Consider the following 15,895-nt stretch of genomic DNA (forward strand, 5'->3'; position numbering starts at 1 on the left):
ACGAGGTACACATGCCCGAGTTACCAGAAGTCGAAACCACCCGGCGCGGGATTGCGCCGCACCTGGAAGGCCAACGCGTCAGCCGTGTGGTGGTGCGTGAGCGGCGCCTGCGCTGGCCGATCCCGGAAGACCTGGATGTGCGCCTGTCCGGGCAGCGCATCGTGCTGGTGGAGCGGCGGGCCAAGTACCTGTTGATCAATGCCGAAGTGGGTACCTTGATCAGCCACTTGGGCATGTCGGGCAACCTGCGGCTGGTGGAAGCCGGTTCGCCCGCGCTCAAGCATGAGCATGTGGACATCGAGCTGGAGTCGGGAATGGCGCTGCGCTACACCGACCCACGGCGCTTCGGCGCGATGCTCTGGAGCCAGGACCCGCACAACCACGAATTGCTGATTCGCCTGGGGCCGGAGCCGTTGACTGACCTGTTTGACGGCGAGCGGCTGTTCCAGCTGTCCCGCGGCAAGTCCGTGGCGGTGAAGCCGTTCATCATGGACAACGCGGTGGTGGTGGGCGTGGGCAATATCTATGCGACCGAAGCGCTGTTTGCCGCCGGGATTGATCCGCGTCGCGCCGCCGGTGGCATTTCACGCGGGCGTTACTTGAAGCTGGCAATTGAGATCAAGCGTGTGCTGGCCGCCGCCATCGAGCGTGGCGGCACCACATTGCGGGACTTTATCGGCGGTGACGGGCAGCCGGGGTATTTTCAGCAGGAACTGTTCGTCTACGGCCGGGGCGGCGAGGCGTGCAAGGTCTGCGGCAGCGAGTTGCGCAATGTGGTGTTGGGGCAGCGGGCGAGTGTGTTTTGCCCTAAGTGCCAGAGCTGAGTGTTGTGTGAGGGCTGATGCCGCCATCGCAGGCAAGCCTGCTCCCACACTTGACCGTATTCACACGTTTAAATGTGGGAGCTGGCTTGCCTGCGATGAGGTCCGGATGGGCGCCACAGAGTCTCAGGCCTTACCGGTAATCTTCCGGTACTTCTCCATCAACTGCTCTTCAGTTTCAGGGTGTGCTTCATCCAGCGGAATGCAATCTACCGGGCACACTTGCTGGCACTGAGGCTCGTCGTAGTGGCCGACGCACTGGGTGCACAGGTTGGGGTCGATCACGTAGATCTCTTCACCCTGGGAAATCGCAGCGTTCGGGCACTCAGGTTCGCAGACGTCGCAGTTGATGCAATCGTCGGTGATGATCAGGGACATGGAAACTCCTGCCAGGGCTGTCAGCCAGGGCATCTGAAAACGAATGCGCGCAATTGTGCCGCATTGGCGCCCGCAGTGCGAGCTGTGGCGATCGCTGGGCTTGTTTTAGGGAGCGCCGCGCCTATTGTGGCGAGCTCCGTGCCTGTTGTGGCGAGCGGGCTTGCCCCGCGTTGGGCTGCGAAGCGGCCCTGAAACAGGCCGCCGTGTTTTGACTGAAACTACGCGGTGGGTTTATTGGGGCTGCTTCGCAGCCCAACGCGGGGCAAGCCCGCTCGCCACAGTAAGCCCGCTCAGCACAGACAAACCGGGCTCAGCACAGACAAGCCCGCGCTTCAGAAATTATTTCTTGAAGCGCAGTGTCAGCGCATCCGCCACAGCCGGGTGTACGAACTTGGTGATATCTCCGCCCAAAGCGGCGATTTCACGGACCAATGTCGAGGAAATGAACGAGTAACGCTCCGACGGCGTGAGGAACAGGCTTTCCACGTCCGGCGCCAATTGGCGGTTCATGTTGGCCAGCTGGAATTCGTATTCGAAGTCCGACACCGCGCGCAGGCCACGCAGGAACACATTGGCGTTCTGCTCCTTGGCGAAGTGTGCCAGCAGCGTCGAAAAACCCACCACTTCCACATTAGGCAGGTGTTTGGTGACCTCACGCGCCAGCTCCACGCGCTGTTCCAGGGGAAACAGCGGGTTTTTCTTGGGGCTGGCAGCGACCGCGATGATCACATGGTCGAACAGGCGAGAGGCGCGTTCGACCAGATCGCCATGGCCTTTGGTAATCGGGTCGAAGGTACCTGGGTACAACACTCGGTTCATCGCGTCGTCCTGGCGGAGTCCGTTGGGGAACCGGATGGTATCGCAGCCATCCCGGTCGGCCAAGTCAACTTATGCAGAAGAAAGCATGTTTTTTCACGCTGTTTTCAGACGTTCGGCCAACGCTGTCGCCAGTTGCGCGGTTAATCCATACACCGACAACTGCGGGTTAGCCCCAATGCTGGTGGGGAATAACGAGCCATCGTGGATCGACAGATTGCGCAACTGATGATGGCGACCGAGGCTGTCAGCCACGGCATTTTTCGGGTCTTCGCCCATGGCGCAACCGCCCATCACGTGGGCGCTGCCCAGGGTGGTTCGATGCAGTTCCAGGCTCAGGCCGTCGATCAGGCTGCGTGCCTCGGCCAGGGTGCTGACGTAACGCGCGTCGTGATGCAACGGCTTGACCGACTTGGCGCCCGCCGCGAACTGGATCTCGGCCATGCTGTGGAAGGCTCGGCGCAGGCCGTCCCAGGCGTAGGGCGATACTGCGTAATCGAGAACCGGCGTACCGTCACCGCGTAATTCCACCGTGCCGCCAGGGCTGTCGGGATGAAAGCCATCACGTAAAAGGGCAAGCATGGCGTGCGTATGGGGCAACTGGCTCATATCCAGCGCGTTGCCGGTGCCGTAACCGCCGAATAGTGTGCTGGCCAACCCAGGGTGCAAGGGCGGTGCCTCCAGCTTGTAGGACATTTTGCCGGTGGTGCCGTCCAGCCACTGGAAGTGATCGGAATAAATTGACTGCGGCGCGCCGTAGAACGGGTTGATCACCTCGTCAAACTGCCCGGCAGAGAAATTCACCAGATGCAGGAACGTGCGCTTACCCACGCGCGAGTGCGGGTCGGGCGCGTCCGAACGCATCAGCAGCGCCGGGCTGTTGATGCCGCCGCCCGACAGCACGTAATGCCTGGCCTTGACGGTTATCTTGCGACCGGTGGGCGCGACGCAACGCTCGTCCATGGCCACGCATTCCAGGCTGCTGATGGTGTCGCCGCTGTACTTGAGCCGTTCTGCGCGGGCGAGATACAGCAGTTCGCCGCCATTTTGCAGGGTGGACGGAATGGTAGTCACCAGCATCGACTGCTTGGCGTTGACCGGGCAACCCATGCCGCAATACCCCAGGTTGAAACAGCCGCGCACGTTGCGTGGGATCACGTGCCAGCTGTAACCGAGCTTTTCGCAGCCTTTGCGGATCACATCATTGTTGGCATTCGGTGGCATGGCCCACGGGGCGATGCCCAGGCGCTGTTCCATCTTCTCGAACCACGGCGCCATCTCGGCGCTGCTGTGGCCTTTTACCGCGTACTCACTGGCCCAGTGGGTGAGGGTGGCGTCCGGCGTTCGGAAGCTGGAGGTCCAGTTGATCAATGTGGTGCCGCCCACCGCCCGGCCCTGCAGGATGGTTATCGCGCCGTCTTTGCTCATGCGGCCAATGCCTTCCTGGTACAGGCTGGCGTAGGCCTCGTCTTCGAGCAGCTTGAAGTCGCTGCTGGTCTTGAGCGGGCCCTCTTCGATCAGCAGCACCTTGTAGCCGGCGGCGCTGAGGATTTCGGCAGTGGTGCCTCCGCCGGCACCGCTGCCGATGATCACCACATCGGCTTCCAGCGTCAGGTCGCTGTCGAGTGCGGCGCCATTGTGGGTTTTCCAGCCGCGGGCCAGGCCGTCGCGGAACAGATCGGGTACGGGCATAGGTGTGCACTCTTATTTTTTTTTGTACGAAGTTGCGATCAGTGTGGGAGCTGGCTTGCCAGCGTTAGCGGTTTGCCTGCCGATCAATTCATCGCTGATACACCGCCATCGCAGGCAAGCCAGCTCCCACATTTTCTAATCAGGTTGTCAGGCCTAAATCTTCGGCGGGCCGGGGTAGCCGCAATGGGCCCAGGATTGCGGGCGGAAGTACCAGGCCATGATTACCAGCTTGAGCAACGAACCCTGGCCCATGCGCAGCAGGTTCAGGTAGCTGTTTTCCCAGCGGTGCAGGAAGTTGCGGATCTGTTCACTGCTGGCATTTTCCCAACTGCCCCAGATCCCCGTCAGCGGGCCGCGGGTGATGCCCATGCCCAGCACGTCGAACAGTTGCTGGGTAAGCTTGAACATCTCCGGCGACAGGTGCTGCAGGCTGTAGTCGAGTTTTTTCAGGGTGTCTTCAATCCCGGCGACCACGTCCTGGGCGCTGGCCACGCCCTCGAGCAGCACCGGGATCACTGCGCGCAAGAACGGCAAGTCACTGCTGCGCAGCATTGCAAAGCCGCTGGCCGGGGTGCTGCTGGAACAGCCGCTGAGGCTGGCGCCCAGCCCGGCAGTGGCCAGGAACGCGCTGGCACACAGGCCGATTTTCAAGACGCCGCGCCGCGACAGCACAGGTGTTTCAGTCAGGCTAGGGTTCATTATTATTGTTGTCCCGAGAGTGGCGGAATCAGCGTACAAACAACTTCTGAATCAACTTCTGGATCGACTTGCCATAGGGCGGGTAGATCAATTTCGCCGCGTTCAGGCGCTGTTTCACCAGCACGCCCTTGGCCTTGCTGAATGTGAGGAACCCTTCGTGGCCGTGGTAGTGGCCCATGCCGGAAGGTCCGATGCCGCCGAAGGGCATGTCATCCTGAGCCACATGCAGCAGGGTGTCGTTCAGGCACACGCCGCCGGAGTGGGTTTCATGCAGCACGCGGTTCTGCTCGCCCTTGTTGTAGCCGAAGTAATACAGGGCCAGCGGACGAGGGCGCTGGTTGACGTAGGCAAAGGCCTGATCAATGCCGCGATACGGCACGATCGGCAGCACCGGGCCGAAGATTTCGTCCTGCATCACAGTCATCTCATCGCTGACATTCAGCAACAGGCTGTGGGACATGCGCCGTGCCTGGCCTTGGTCGTACAAGGTGATCAGGGTGGCGCCTTTCTCGGTGGCGTCTTTGACGTAGGCATTCAGCCTGGCCTGTTGCCGATCATTAATGATGGCGGTGTAGTCCGGGTTGTCGGTCAGGGTCGGGTAAAACCCGCGAACTGCCTTGCTGTACGCCTCGACGAACCCCTCGATGCGATCTTCGGGCACCAGCACGTAGTCCGTCGCCACGCAGGTTTGCCCGGCATTCAGGCATTTGCCGAAGGCAATGCGCTCGGCGGCGTCCTTGAGCGGCACATCGGCGGAGACTATTGCCGGCGACTTGCCGCCCAGCTCCAGCGTCACCGGGGTCAGGTGTTCAGCCGCCGCACGCATCACGTGCTTGCCGATGCTGGTGGCGCCGGTGAACAGCAGGTGATCGAAGCGCAATTTGGAAAACGCCATGCCCACTTCGGCCTCGCCCAGCACCACGCACACCAGGTCTTCGGGGAAGATTTTCGCCAGCAGCGCCTTGAGCAGTTCACCCGTAGCGGGCGTGGATTCGCTGAGCTTGAGCATCACCCGGTTACCGGCCGCCAACGCGCCGACCAACGGGCCGATGGCCAAATACAACGGGTAGTTCCACGGCACGATCACGCCGACCACGCCCAATGGTTGATAGATGACCTTGGCGGATGCCGGTTGGAAGGCGATGCCTACAGCGCGGCGGGAAGGTTTCATCCAGCCTTTGAGGTGTTTGCTGGCGTAGTGAATGCCATGCAGGCTCGGCATCAACTCGGCGAACAGGGTTTCGTCTGCGCTACGGTGGCTGAAGTCCTGGCTGATCGCGTCGATCAGGGCCTGGCGTTCGCCGCTGAGCACATCGCGCAATGCCTTGAGCCATTGTTGGCGCTGCGCCGCCGGTGGCATCGGGTTGGCGGCATAGGCGCGGCGCTGGGCGTCGAAAAGGTCCTGGAGTTGATCCAGCGCCTGGGAATCTTGCAGGTAGGCAACGTTGGCAGACATGGCGCAGTTCCCGATTGTTATAGGTCTGCCTGGATTTTTAGAGTCATTGCTCTAAATTGTCAAATATCATTGCAGCAACATGCGGATTTATCCAGACAAGGATAGGCCGTAAGATGCCCCATCACGTGTTTAGAAGCTGATCCCCTATGGCACCACGAGTAAAGACCAGCGAGCGCATTGTGCAAACCAGCCTGGAGCTTTTTAACCAGCAGGGCGAGCGCAGTGTCAGCACCAACCACATTGCCGCCCACATGGAAATTTCCCCGGGCAACCTGTACTACCACTTCCCCAACAAGCAGGCGATCATCGCCGTGCTGTTTCGCGAATACGAAGCCCTTGTGGACAGTTTCCTGCGCCCGCCCCAGGGCCGCGCCGTCACCGTCGAAGACAAGCGTTTTTACCTGCAGGCCGTGCTGGCGGGCATGTGGCGCTATCGCTTCCTGCACCGCGACCTGGAACACCTGCTGGAAAGCGACCCGGAACTGGCCACCGGCTACCGGCGCTTTTCGCAGCGTTGCCTGATCCAGGGCGGCGCTATCTATCAAGGGTTTGTCGATGCCGGCATCCTCAATATGGACCCGGTGCAAACCGAGGCGCTGACCCTCAATGCCTGGATCATCCTCACCTCGTGGGTGCGATTTCTGTGCACAACCAATGAAAATTCCGCCCACTTGAGCGCCGAGGCGATCAAGCGAGGGGTGTACCAGGTGCTGGTGCTGGAGGCGGGGTTTGTCACGCCCCAGGCCAAAGAGGCGGTAGACGCTTTGTTCAAAGAGTTTTACGTGCCGTTGAACCAGGCACTGGAAGAAGTGAAGTAGGACCTTTCCCGAATCTGTTCACAGGAGTCCGTCATGCCGCTTGCCCAACTGATCAGCCCCCAGCAACTCGCCGAGCGCCAGAAGGCGGCCGGGCTGGTGATCCTGGATTGCCGCTTTGCCCTGGAAGACCCGGACTACGGGCTTTGCAGCTACGCCGAAGGGCATATCGAAGGTGCGCAATATGCCGACCTGGAGCGCCACCTCAGCGGTGCGGTGACAAAGGGCGTGACCGGGCGTCATCCGTTGCCGGCGGCGGACACCTTGGCCGCGCAACTGCGGGCCTGGGGCATCAATGCCGACACGGACATCGTGCTGTATGACGACGGCCCCGGCGCCTATGCCGCCCGCGCGTGGTGGCTGCTGGCCTGGCTGGGCAAACGCGACGGCGTGTTTATTCTGGACGCAGGCCTCAAGGCCTGGCACGCGGCCGGCTTCCCGCTGAGCCTGGACGCGCCCGTGGTTGAGCCGGGGACGTTTGCCGGCACCCCGGACAATCACCTCGTGCTGGACGCCGAGCACCTGCAAAAACGCTTGGGCGAACCGGGCATGACCTTGATCGATGCCCGCGCCCAAGCGCGTTTTCGCGGTGACGTGGAGCCTATCGACCCGATTGCCGGGCACATTCCGGGCGCCCAATGTGCGGCGTTCAGCGAAAACCTGGGCAGTGACGGTCGCTTCCTGCCAGCTGAGCAGCTCAAGCAGCGTTTCGCTGCGCAGTTGAAGGGCCGTTCGCCGGAAGAGTTGGTGGCGTATTGCGGTTCGGGTGTGACCGCGTGCCATAACCTGTTCGCCCTGAGCCTGGCGGGTTACCCGCTGGGCAAGCTGTATGCGGGGTCGTGGAGCGAGTGGATTACCGATCCGGCGCGGCAAATCGCAACCGGCGACTAAGCCGCCAGCCCTGCAAACCCAATCAAAATGTGGGAGCGGGCTTGCTCGCGAATGCAGAGTGTCAGTCGATAGATTTGTGACTGATACACCGCCTTCGCGAGCAAGCCCGCTCCCACATTTTTTAACCGCGTTGTGTCAGTAGCCATTGCGGGATTCGGCGTTCGAGGTAGTAGCTCGGGCGCCTGAGAGAACCATCGACAAACCCCACATGCCCACCCTTGGCCAGCAGCTCAAACTCGGTGCAGTCCGACAGTTCGCTGGCCTCCGGCAGGCTGTGGGCGAACACAAACGGGTCATCGGCGGCGTGGATGATCAGAGTGGGTGTGCGAATGTCACCCAAGTAATACCGGCTCGACGCGCGACGGTAATAGTCCTCGGCGCTGAGGAAACCGTGCAGCGGCGCGGTCACCCGCCCGTCGAAGTCCCAAAACGTGCGCATCTTCTCCAGCGAGCCCAGTGCCTCGAGGGTTTTCAGCCCGTCAGCTTGGCCATCCTGTAAAAAGCGCCGTTGCTTGACGCGGATATACGCCAGCATCTCGCGCATAAAGTGCTTCTGATACACCCGCGAAAAGCCCAGCCCGATGCGATCCGCACACTGATCCAGGCGAAACGGCACCGACACCGCGGCCGCGCCATGCAGCCCCGACGCTTCGCCGGTTTCGCCCAAGTGCTTGAGCAGCACATTGCCGCCCAGCGAATAACCCACGGCATACAGCGGCGCCAACGGTCGCTTGGCGCGCAGATGCGCAATCGCTGCTGCCAGGTCTTCGCTGGCGCCCGAGTGGTAACTGCGCGCCAGCAGGTTGGGCTCACCCGAGCACCCGCGCCAGTTCAACGCTGCGCTTGCCCAGCCCTGGGCGGCGAGGACTTTTTGCAAGCCGGCCACGTAGGGCGAGTTGGACGAGCCGGTCAGCCCGTGCAGCACCAGCACCAATGGCGCTTGCGCGTCATGGGGGCCGTGCCAGTCAAGGTCGAGGAAGTCGCCGTCGTCCAGCCACAAGCGTTCGCGTTGGCGTTCGATATGCGTGGTGGGACGCCACAACGGCCCCCACAGCGTTTGCAGGTGTGGGTTGCCGAGGCCGAAAGCGGGTTTGAACAGGTCGACGGAAGGGGTCATGGACATCTCTGTGCGAGCAGTCTTGTTGTGGCAAGCGAGGCTTCACGTGGCGAGCAGGCTTGCCCTGCGTTGGGCTGCGCAGCAGCCCCGGCTCAGTCACCGCGATCCGACAGAGTGAATGCGGTGACTGTTTTGGGGCCGCTTCGCAGCCCAACGCGGGGCAAGCCCGATCGCCACACATCAGGCGGCGTTTTCGACCAGGCGGTGCCACAACGCGTAATACACCCGGCCGGACTTCTGCTCGCGGTGCAGGCGCCAGGCGCCCGGCAGGCCGAGGGTAGACGGCGCGGTTTCACTTTCAGTGTAGATCCACGCATCCGCCGCCAGCCACTGACGCTCTTCCAGCAATGCACACACGGTCGGCAACAGGTTCTGATTGAACGGCGGGTCGAGAAACACCACGTCATATTCAGTCGCCGCCTGGGTTTCCAGGTAGCGCAGCGCGTCGGCGGTCTGGACCTGGCCGGTGGTGCAACGCAGGGTGCCCAGGTGTTCCTTGAGGCTGGACACCGCCACATTGCTGGCATCCAGCGCCTGGCCCTGGGCCGCGCCACGGGACAGCGCCTCCAGGAACAGCGCGCCGCTGCCGGCGAACGGGTCCAGCACCTTGGCGCCGCCGATGTACGGCGCAAGCCAGTTGAACAGGGTTTCACGCACGCGATCCGGCGTCGGGCGCAGGCCTACGACGTCGGGGAAGCTCAGCTTGCGGCTGCCCCATTCACCGCCAATGATGCGCAGTTGGCCCACACCGTTATGCACGTTGTGGACGGGTTTTTTTGGGCGAGATGAACTGGCCATTAATGCTCCGGAACCCCGAGCGGCTGCTCGGCAGGTTTATCAGTGGGGGGCGGTAGTGGCTTTTGCGCAATCGTCGGGCCGGCGGTCACGATGACCATCTTGTCGGCGCTCAAGTGTTTATTCATTGCAGCCTTGACCTGCTCTACGGTCAGGGCCTGGGATTGTTTCATGAAATCCTCAAGATAGCTCAGCGGCAGGTTGTAGAAACCCATGGCGCCCAGCTGTCCGACGATATCGGCGTTGCTCGCGGTGGATAGCGGGAAGCTGCCGGCCAGCTCACGCTTGGCGTCGTCCAGTTCCTTTTGCGTCGGGCCGGTCTTGAGGTAGTCGGCCAGCACGTCTTCAACCAGGCGTAATGTGCCGCCGCTCATTTCGGCGCGGGTCTGCAGGTTGATCATGAATGGGCCGCGCACCTGCATCGGCGAGAAGCCGGAGTACACACCGTAGGTCAGGCCGCGCTTTTCACGCACTTCGCTCATCAAGCGGGTGCCGAAACCACCGCCGCCCAGAATCTGGTTGCCCAGCGACAAGGCTGCGTAGTCCGGATCGGCGCGGTCGATGCCCAATTGCGCGAACAGCAGGTGGGTCTGCTTGGACGGGAATTCGATATGGCTCAGGCCGGCTTGCGGTTCGCTCGGCTGGGCGATCTTCGCCAGGGCCGGGCCTTTAGGCAACGACGCGGAGACCTTGGCCGTCATGGCTTCGGCCTCGGCACGGGTCAGGTCACCGACCACTGCAATCACCGCATTGCCCGCCGCATACGCCTTGGCGTGGAACGCCTGCAATTGCGCGAGGTTAATCTTCGCAATGCTGTCGGGCGTGCCTTCGCTTGGGTGGGCGTAGGGATGGTCACCGTACAGGCGCTTGAACAGCTCAAGGCTGGCCAGCTTGGCCGGGTTCTGCTTCTGGTATTCAAAGCCTGCGAGGATCTGGTTTTTGATCCGCGCCAGGGAATCGGCAGGAAAGGTCGGCTTGCCGATCACATCGTCGAACAGCGCCAGGGCCGCGTCGCGCTTGTCGCTGTCGCTCAGGCTGCGCAGCGAAACCAGCGCCATGTCGCGGTAAGCACCATTGCCGAAGTCGGCGCCCAGGCCTTCAAAGCCGCTGGCGATCTGGCTGACATCCTTGCCCGGTACACCTTCGTTGAGCATCGCATTGGTCAGCAGTGCCAGGCCGGGCGTGTCGCCGTCCTGGCTGCTGCCGGCGGCGAACAGGATGCGCATGTCGAACATCGGTAATTCGTGGGCTTCGACGAACAGCACCTTGGCGCCTTCAGCGGTGGTCCAGGTTTGCACGTCGAGCTTGCGGTTGGTCGGCGCCTTGCCATCCAGTTCCGCCAGCGATTGCAGTTTGTTGGCCGATTCAGCTTTATCCAGGGCCTGGCTGGCGACGGATTCGCTTGGGCGCAGGAAGTACACGGCACTGGCGGCGATCAGGGTGACGACGACCAGGCCAGGAAAAATCAGGCGGCTGCTTTTACGATCACTCATGAGCGGTCTCCTCAGGCAAAACATGGGCGACGCTCAAACGCTCGCGGGTGAAATAAGTCCGTGCGGCTTTCTGGATATCTTCCGGCGTCACGCTTTGCAGGTCGGCCAGTTCGGTGTCCATCAGTTTCCAGGACAGGCCGACGGTTTCCAGGGAGCCGATAGCCGTTGCCTGGCTGGTGATGGAGTCACGCTGGTAAACCACGCCTGCAATCACTTGAGCGCGGATACGCTCCAGTTCTTCGCTGGTCGGCGGCTTGGCTTTCAACTCGTCCAGCAGGCGCCACAGGCCGGCTTCGGCTTGGGCAATGGTCTTTTTCTTCTGCTGGTTCGGCGTGGCCGTCAGGGTGAACAGGCTGTCACCCCGGGTGTAGGCGTCGTAGCTGGTCGAGGCGGCGGACACCAACTCTTCACCACGCTCCAGTTGCTCCGAGATACGCGCGCTGTAGCCGCCGTCGAGCAGGGCCGAGAGCAGGCGCAGGGCTTGTACCGAGCGTTTGTCTTCAGCGGTGGCCAGGCCCGGCACGTTGAAACCAAGGATCACGCTCGGCAGTTGGGTCTGCACGTGCATCGTCAGCAGGCGTTCGCCGGGTTCGGCGAGTTCCAGCGGGATTTTCGCGGGTGGCACGTCACGCTTGGGGATAGGGCCGAAATAACGCTGGGCAAGGTTCTTGACCTCATCCGGGGTCACATCACCGACCACTACCAGCGTGGCGTTGTTCGGCACATACCAGGATTGGTACCAGTGACGCAGCTCTTCGACTTTCATGCGTTCCAGGTCCGCCATCCAGCCGATGGTCGGCGTGTGGTAGCCGCTGGCCGGGTAGGCCATGGCCTTGAAGCGCTCGTAGGCCTTGGACATCGGGTTATCGTCGGTGCGCAGGCGGCGTTCTTCCTTGATCACCTCGATCTCGCGGCTGAACTCGTCGGCCGGCAGGCGCAGGCTGGCCATGCGGTCGGCTTCCAGCTCGAAGGCGACGCCCAGGCGATCACGGGCCAGCACTTGGTAGTAGGCGGTGTAGTCGTCGCTGGTGAAGGCGTTTTCTTCGGCGCCCAGGTCGCGCAGGATCAGCGAGGCTTCGCCGGGGCCGACCTTGGCGCTGCCCTTGAACATCATGTGTTCCAGGGCGTGGGACAACCCGGTCTGGCCGGGTGTTTCGTAGCTCGAACCAACCTTGTACCAAACCTGTGAAACCACCACCGGCGCGCGATGATCTTCGCGCACGACCACTTTGAGGCCGTTATCCAGGGTGAATTCGTGGGTGGGTTGTGGGTCGGCAGCCAAGGCTGAAAGGGGCAGACAAACTGTGCTGAGCAGCAGGCCTGCAGCGCGGCGGGCTAGAGCATTCATTCGTTTTTAAACCTGTTGGGCTGCCCGCTTGGTCTTAGCGTCGGCGGGCGAGGAGGTGCTAGGATACTGATCCGATTTAGGGACGGCCACTGCGGCGGCCATCTTGTCCCGGATCCAGTCGTAGAAATGTTGGAATAGAGGGTGGTTTTCCCCGATGATCTTCCACTTTTCGCCGATTTTATCGCTTCAGTCCTTTATTGAAACGATTTGTTGAGGCCTTTATTTACGCCTTGCAGAATGTTGCGCATGAACAAGCGAGCGTTAAAGCAGTCTGTTCTGCATCGAATTTATTTACCGAGGCGCCCTGGCGCATCGCTACTTTGAGATAGCCGTCCTCCATGTTTGGTTCCAACGACGACAAGAAGAGCCCAGCTGCGGCTGGCGAGAAAAAAGGCCTGTTCGGATGGCTGCGCAAAAAGCCGCAGGAAACCGTCGTCGAACAGCCACAGGTTCAGCCTGAGCCGATTCCCGAACCTATAGTTGACGCCGAACCGGTCGCTGAAATCCCGGCGCCGGTGGTGTTGCCGATGGCCGAGCCGGTGTTGCAGCCGGTGGTTGAGGATGTGCCGGAACCCGAGCCTGAACACAAGCCGTGGCTTGAGCTGCCGGTTGCCGAGGAGCCTGTGGCACTGGTCGAGGATGTGCAGGCTGAGCACGTGACGCCGCCGATTCCGGTCGTCGTCGAGCCGGTGGCCGTTGTGGTCGAGGCGCCAGCCGTCATCCAAACGCCTGCGCCGGCAGTGTTTGAGCCAGCGCCAGCTCCTGTCGTCGTTGCCGCGCCTGCCGTGATCGAGCCACCCGTTGCACCGGAGCCGGTCGCCCCTGCCGCTGAAACCAGCAAAACCGGCTTCTTTGCCCGCCTCAAGCAGGGTCTGAGCAAAACCAGCGCGAGCATCGGCGAAGGCATGGCCAGCCTGTTCCTGGGCAAGAAGGTCATTGATGACGAGTTGCTGGAAGATATCGAAACCCGCCTGTTGACCGCCGACGTGGGCGTCGAAGCCACTGCGGTGATCATCCAGAGCCTGACCCAGAAGGTTGCGCGCAAACAGCTGACCGACGCAGACGCGCTCTACAAATCGCTGCAGGCTGAGCTGGCTGCGATGCTCAAACCCGTGGAAGCGCCGCTGGTGATCACGCCGAACAAGCCGTTCGTGATTCTGGTGGTCGGTGTCAACGGCGCCGGCAAAACCACTACCATCGGCAAGTTGGCCAAGAAGCTGCAGTCGGAAGGCAAGAAAGTCATGCTCGCCGCTGGCGACACCTTCCGCGCCGCCGCCGTGGAGCAGCTGCAGGTTTGGGGTGAGCGCAACAAGATTCCGGTCATCGCCCAGCACACCGGCGCCGACTCCGCGTCCGTCATCTTCGATGCCGTGCAAGCCGCCAAGGCCCGTAACATCGACGTATTGATTGCCGATACCGCCGGTCGTCTGCACACCAAAGACAACTTGATGGAAGAGTTGAAAAAGGTCCGCCGCGTCATCAGCAAGCTCGATGCCGATGCGCCGCACGAAGTGTTGCTGGTGCTTGACGCCGGCACCGGCCAGAACGCCATCAGCCAGGCCAAACAATTCAACCAGACGGTGCAACTCACCGGCCTGGCATTGACTAAGCTCGACGGCACGGCCAAGGGCGGCGTGATCTTCGCCCTGGCCAAACAGTTCGGGTTGCCGATTCGTTACATCGGCGTCGGTGAAGGCATCGACGACCTGCGCACCTTTGAAGCCGAACCCTTTGTACAGGCACTTTTCGCCGAGCGGGAGCGTTCATGATTCGATTCGAACAGGTCGGTAAACGCTACGCCAACGGGCATGTGGGCTTGCATGAGCTGAGCTTTCGAGTGCGTCGCGGCGAATTCTTGTTTGTAACCGGTCATTCGGGCGCGGGCAAAAGTACGCTGCTGCGACTGCTGCTGGCCATGGAGCGCCCGACCACCGGCAAGTTGCTGCTGGCGGGCCAGGATCTGGCCACCATCAGCAATGCACAGATTCCGTTCCTGCGCCGTCAGATTGGCGTGGTGTTCCAGAATCACCAGTTGCTGTTTGATCGCACCGTGTTCAACAACATTGCGCTGCCGTTGCAGATTCTCGGGCTGTCCAAGGCCGAGATCGTCAAGCGGGTGGACTCGGCCCTGGAGCGCGTGGCGCTGTCGGACAAGACCGACCTGTATCCGGGCGACCTGTCCACCGGCCAGCAACAGCGCGTCGGCATCGCCCGCGCCATTGTTCACCGCCCGGCCTTGCTGTTGGCGGACGAACCTACCGGTAACCTCGACCCGCGCCTGGCGGCCGAGATCATGGGTGTATTCGAAGATATCAATCGCCTGGGCACCAGCGTGCTGATCGCCAGTCACGACCTGGCGCTGATCGCGCGCATGCGCCACCGCATGCTGACCCTGCAACGCGGCCGTCTGATCGGCGATGGGGAGGCCGGCGTATGAGTGCAACACGCAGCCCTAAAGTGTCCGAGCGTGTGGCGCCTAAAGCCGCCGACCCGCAGCCGCAGAAGAAAAAACGCGACGAAGACGATGGCCCGGATTTCAGCACGCTGCTGCGCGCCTGGATCGAAAGCCATCGCGCCAGCCTGCTCGACAGCCTGCGCCGCCTGGGCAAGCAGCCCATCGGCAGCTTTTTCACCTGCTTGGTGATGGCCGTGGCACTGAGCCTGCCGATGGGTTTGTCGCTGCTGCTTAATAATGTCGAGCGCCTGGGTGGTTCCTGGCAGCGTGCGGCGCAGATTTCGCTGTACCTGAACCTCGACGCCAGCGCCAAAGACGGCGAGAACTTGCGCGATGACATCAAGAACCTGCCAGGTGTGGCGGACGCCGAGTACATCAGCCGCGACCAGGCGCTTGAGGAGTTCCAGCAGCAATCCGGCCTGGGTGAGGCGCTTAAAGAGTTGCCGCAAAACCCGCTGCCGGGCGTGGTGCTGGTAACGCCTAATGAAGTCGACAAGCCGGCGCTGGAGGCCTTGCGGCAAAAACTCGCAGAGATGCCGAAGGTACAACAGGCGCAACTTGATCTAGTCTGGGTAGAGCGCCTTGCCGCGATCCTCAAGCTGGGTGACCGCTTTGTGTTCGGCCTGACGGTGTTGTTGGTGTCTGCATTACTTTTGGTGATAGGTAATACCATTCGTCTTCATATTGAAAACCGTCGCACCGAGATAGAAGTGATTAAACTGGTCGGCGGCACGGACAGCTATGTGCGTCGTCCTTTTCTGTACATGGGCGCGCTTTATGGCTTTGGTGCCGGGATTTTGTCCTGGGGCGTGCTGGCTTTTGGCCTTGACTGGCTGAACGACGCGGTAGTCGGGCTTGCCGGCTTGTACGGCAGCGATTTTGCCCTGGCCGGCGTGCCGGTCGCCGATGGCCTGTCACTCTTGCTTGGCGCGGTATTGTTGGGGTATATCGGTGCGTGGATTGCGGTCGCTCGTCACTTACGTGAGCTGGCGCCGAAGTAGTTAATGTCAGATTAATGTGGTTTCGTTTGTATTGACCGTATCAGTGGTTTAGGGAACTTGTCCTACGGTTCCCGGTCAATTTTCGCAGTGCTGAACTGCACGAGTTATGTGAGTCGGA

15 protein-coding genes are annotated in these 15,895 nt (G+C 61.6%); 6 read left to right on the forward strand and 9 right to left on the reverse strand.

The window, feature by feature from the left end; all coding sequences use genetic code 11:
- The first annotated feature begins 11 nt into the window (after window positions 1-11).
- A complete protein-coding gene (gene mutM, locus L8K08_RS21165) occupies window positions 12-824 on the forward strand; it encodes a bifunctional DNA-formamidopyrimidine glycosylase/DNA-(apurinic or apyrimidinic site) lyase (RefSeq protein WP_145157771.1) in 813 nt (270 codons plus the stop codon).
- A gap of 123 nt (window positions 825-947) precedes the next feature.
- Here mutM and L8K08_RS21170 read toward each other — a convergent pair whose 3' ends face one another.
- From L8K08_RS21170 to L8K08_RS21190, 5 genes are all read right to left on the reverse strand, one after another.
- A complete protein-coding gene (locus L8K08_RS21170; RefSeq protein ID WP_003195146.1) occupies window positions 948-1,199 on the reverse strand; it encodes a YfhL family 4Fe-4S dicluster ferredoxin in 252 nt (83 codons plus the stop codon).
- 339 nt (window positions 1,200-1,538) lie between these two features.
- Window positions 1,539-2,018: a pantetheine-phosphate adenylyltransferase gene (gene coaD, locus L8K08_RS21175; RefSeq protein ID WP_003176711.1), complete on the reverse strand. Its 480-nt coding sequence runs from the start codon at window positions 2,016-2,018 to the stop codon at window positions 1,539-1,541.
- Between the two features lie 93 nt (window positions 2,019-2,111).
- Window positions 2,112-3,707: a GMC family oxidoreductase gene (locus tag L8K08_RS21180; protein WP_242199809.1), complete on the reverse strand. Its 1,596-nt coding sequence runs from the start codon at window positions 3,705-3,707 to the stop codon at window positions 2,112-2,114.
- A 153-nt stretch (window positions 3,708-3,860) separates the two neighbouring features.
- Window positions 3,861-4,406 (reverse strand): twin-arginine translocation pathway signal protein, encoded by a 546-nt coding sequence (locus L8K08_RS21185; RefSeq protein ID WP_242199810.1) that lies wholly within the window; start codon window positions 4,404-4,406, stop codon window positions 3,861-3,863.
- Window positions 4,407-4,434: 28 nt separating this feature from the next.
- Window positions 4,435-5,862, reverse strand: a complete 1,428-nt coding sequence (locus L8K08_RS21190; RefSeq protein WP_242199811.1) for a coniferyl aldehyde dehydrogenase — start codon at window positions 5,860-5,862, stop codon at window positions 4,435-4,437.
- Window positions 5,863-6,008: 146 nt separating this feature from the next.
- Between L8K08_RS21190 and L8K08_RS21195 the strand changes: the two genes are divergently transcribed.
- Complete coding sequence (locus L8K08_RS21195; protein WP_025859550.1) at window positions 6,009-6,680, forward strand: TetR/AcrR family transcriptional regulator; 672 nt, start codon at window positions 6,009-6,011, stop codon at window positions 6,678-6,680.
- Window positions 6,681-6,713: 33 nt separating this feature from the next.
- Complete coding sequence (locus L8K08_RS21200) at window positions 6,714-7,568, forward strand: sulfurtransferase (protein ID WP_242199812.1); 855 nt, start codon at window positions 6,714-6,716, stop codon at window positions 7,566-7,568.
- A gap of 121 nt (window positions 7,569-7,689) precedes the next feature.
- Here L8K08_RS21200 and L8K08_RS21205 read toward each other — a convergent pair whose 3' ends face one another.
- From L8K08_RS21205 to L8K08_RS21220, 4 genes are all read right to left on the reverse strand, one after another.
- A complete protein-coding gene (locus tag L8K08_RS21205; protein WP_242199813.1) occupies window positions 7,690-8,685 on the reverse strand; it encodes a hydrolase in 996 nt (331 codons plus the stop codon).
- 180 nt (window positions 8,686-8,865) lie between these two features.
- Entirely contained in the window at window positions 8,866-9,483 is a 618-nt protein-coding gene (gene rsmD / locus L8K08_RS21210) for a 16S rRNA (guanine(966)-N(2))-methyltransferase RsmD (RefSeq protein ID WP_242199815.1), read from the reverse strand.
- Window positions 9,483-10,973, reverse strand: coding sequence for a pitrilysin family protein (locus L8K08_RS21215; RefSeq protein ID WP_145157752.1), 1,491 nt, complete (start codon window positions 10,971-10,973; stop codon window positions 9,483-9,485). The genes rsmD and L8K08_RS21215 overlap by 1 nt, the downstream gene beginning before the upstream one ends.
- Window positions 10,966-12,321, reverse strand: a complete 1,356-nt coding sequence (locus L8K08_RS21220; RefSeq protein ID WP_242199817.1) for a pitrilysin family protein — start codon at window positions 12,319-12,321, stop codon at window positions 10,966-10,968. The genes L8K08_RS21215 and L8K08_RS21220 overlap by 8 nt, the downstream gene beginning before the upstream one ends.
- A gap of 338 nt (window positions 12,322-12,659) precedes the next feature.
- Here L8K08_RS21220 and ftsY point away from each other — a divergent pair, with 338 nt between their 5' ends.
- Genes ftsY through ftsX form a run of 3 tightly spaced genes read left to right on the forward strand, consistent with a single transcriptional unit; the run spans window position 12,660 to window position 15,777 of the window.
- Window positions 12,660-14,090 (forward strand): signal recognition particle-docking protein FtsY, encoded by a 1,431-nt coding sequence (ftsY, locus tag L8K08_RS21225; RefSeq protein WP_242199818.1) that lies wholly within the window; start codon window positions 12,660-12,662, stop codon window positions 14,088-14,090.
- The gene (ftsE, locus tag L8K08_RS21230; RefSeq protein WP_003213784.1) at window positions 14,087-14,758 is read left to right on the forward strand and encodes a cell division ATP-binding protein FtsE; all 672 of its coding nucleotides are present in this window, start codon (window positions 14,087-14,089) and stop codon (window positions 14,756-14,758) included. Before ftsY ends, ftsE begins: the two co-directional genes overlap by 4 nt.
- Complete coding sequence (ftsX, locus tag L8K08_RS21235; RefSeq protein ID WP_145157743.1) at window positions 14,755-15,777, forward strand: permease-like cell division protein FtsX; 1,023 nt, start codon at window positions 14,755-14,757, stop codon at window positions 15,775-15,777. The genes ftsE and ftsX overlap by 4 nt, the downstream gene beginning before the upstream one ends.
- Window positions 15,778-15,895: the final 118 nt, after the last annotated feature.

Source organism: Pseudomonas sp. TREG-RG-20F-10-E-6-01 (genome assembly GCF_022662455.1).
Taxonomy (GTDB): Bacteria; Pseudomonadota; Gammaproteobacteria; order Pseudomonadales; family Pseudomonadaceae; genus Aquipseudomonas.

Excerpts from the sequence above, each read along its gene's own strand:
- mutM (WP_145157771.1), top strand. The coding sequence starts at position 12 with ATGCCCGAGTTACCAGAAGTCGAAACCACCCGGCGCGGGATTGCGCCG.
- L8K08_RS21170 (WP_003195146.1), bottom strand. The coding sequence starts at position 1,199 with ATGTCCCTGATCATCACCGACGATTGCATCAACTGCGACGTCTGCGAA.
- coaD (WP_003176711.1), bottom strand. The coding sequence starts at position 2,018 with ATGAACCGAGTGTTGTACCCAGGTACCTTCGACCCGATTACCAAAGGC.
- L8K08_RS21180 (WP_242199809.1), bottom strand. The coding sequence starts at position 3,707 with ATGCCCGTACCCGATCTGTTCCGCGACGGCCTGGCCCGCGGCTGGAAA.
- L8K08_RS21185 (WP_242199810.1), bottom strand. The coding sequence starts at position 4,406 with ATGAACCCTAGCCTGACTGAAACACCTGTGCTGTCGCGGCGCGGCGTC.
- L8K08_RS21190 (WP_242199811.1), bottom strand. The coding sequence starts at position 5,862 with ATGTCTGCCAACGTTGCCTACCTGCAAGATTCCCAGGCGCTGGATCAA.
- L8K08_RS21195 (WP_025859550.1), top strand. The coding sequence starts at position 6,009 with ATGGCACCACGAGTAAAGACCAGCGAGCGCATTGTGCAAACCAGCCTG.
- L8K08_RS21200 (WP_242199812.1), top strand. The coding sequence starts at position 6,714 with ATGCCGCTTGCCCAACTGATCAGCCCCCAGCAACTCGCCGAGCGCCAG.
- L8K08_RS21205 (WP_242199813.1), bottom strand. The coding sequence starts at position 8,685 with ATGACCCCTTCCGTCGACCTGTTCAAACCCGCTTTCGGCCTCGGCAAC.
- rsmD (WP_242199815.1), bottom strand. The coding sequence starts at position 9,483 with ATGGCCAGTTCATCTCGCCCAAAAAAACCCGTCCACAACGTGCATAAC.
- L8K08_RS21215 (WP_145157752.1), bottom strand. The coding sequence starts at position 10,973 with ATGAGTGATCGTAAAAGCAGCCGCCTGATTTTTCCTGGCCTGGTCGTC.
- L8K08_RS21220 (WP_242199817.1), bottom strand. The coding sequence starts at position 12,321 with ATGAATGCTCTAGCCCGCCGCGCTGCAGGCCTGCTGCTCAGCACAGTT.
- ftsY (WP_242199818.1), top strand. The coding sequence starts at position 12,660 with ATGTTTGGTTCCAACGACGACAAGAAGAGCCCAGCTGCGGCTGGCGAG.
- ftsE (WP_003213784.1), top strand. The coding sequence starts at position 14,087 with ATGATTCGATTCGAACAGGTCGGTAAACGCTACGCCAACGGGCATGTG.
- ftsX (WP_145157743.1), top strand. The coding sequence starts at position 14,755 with ATGAGTGCAACACGCAGCCCTAAAGTGTCCGAGCGTGTGGCGCCTAAA.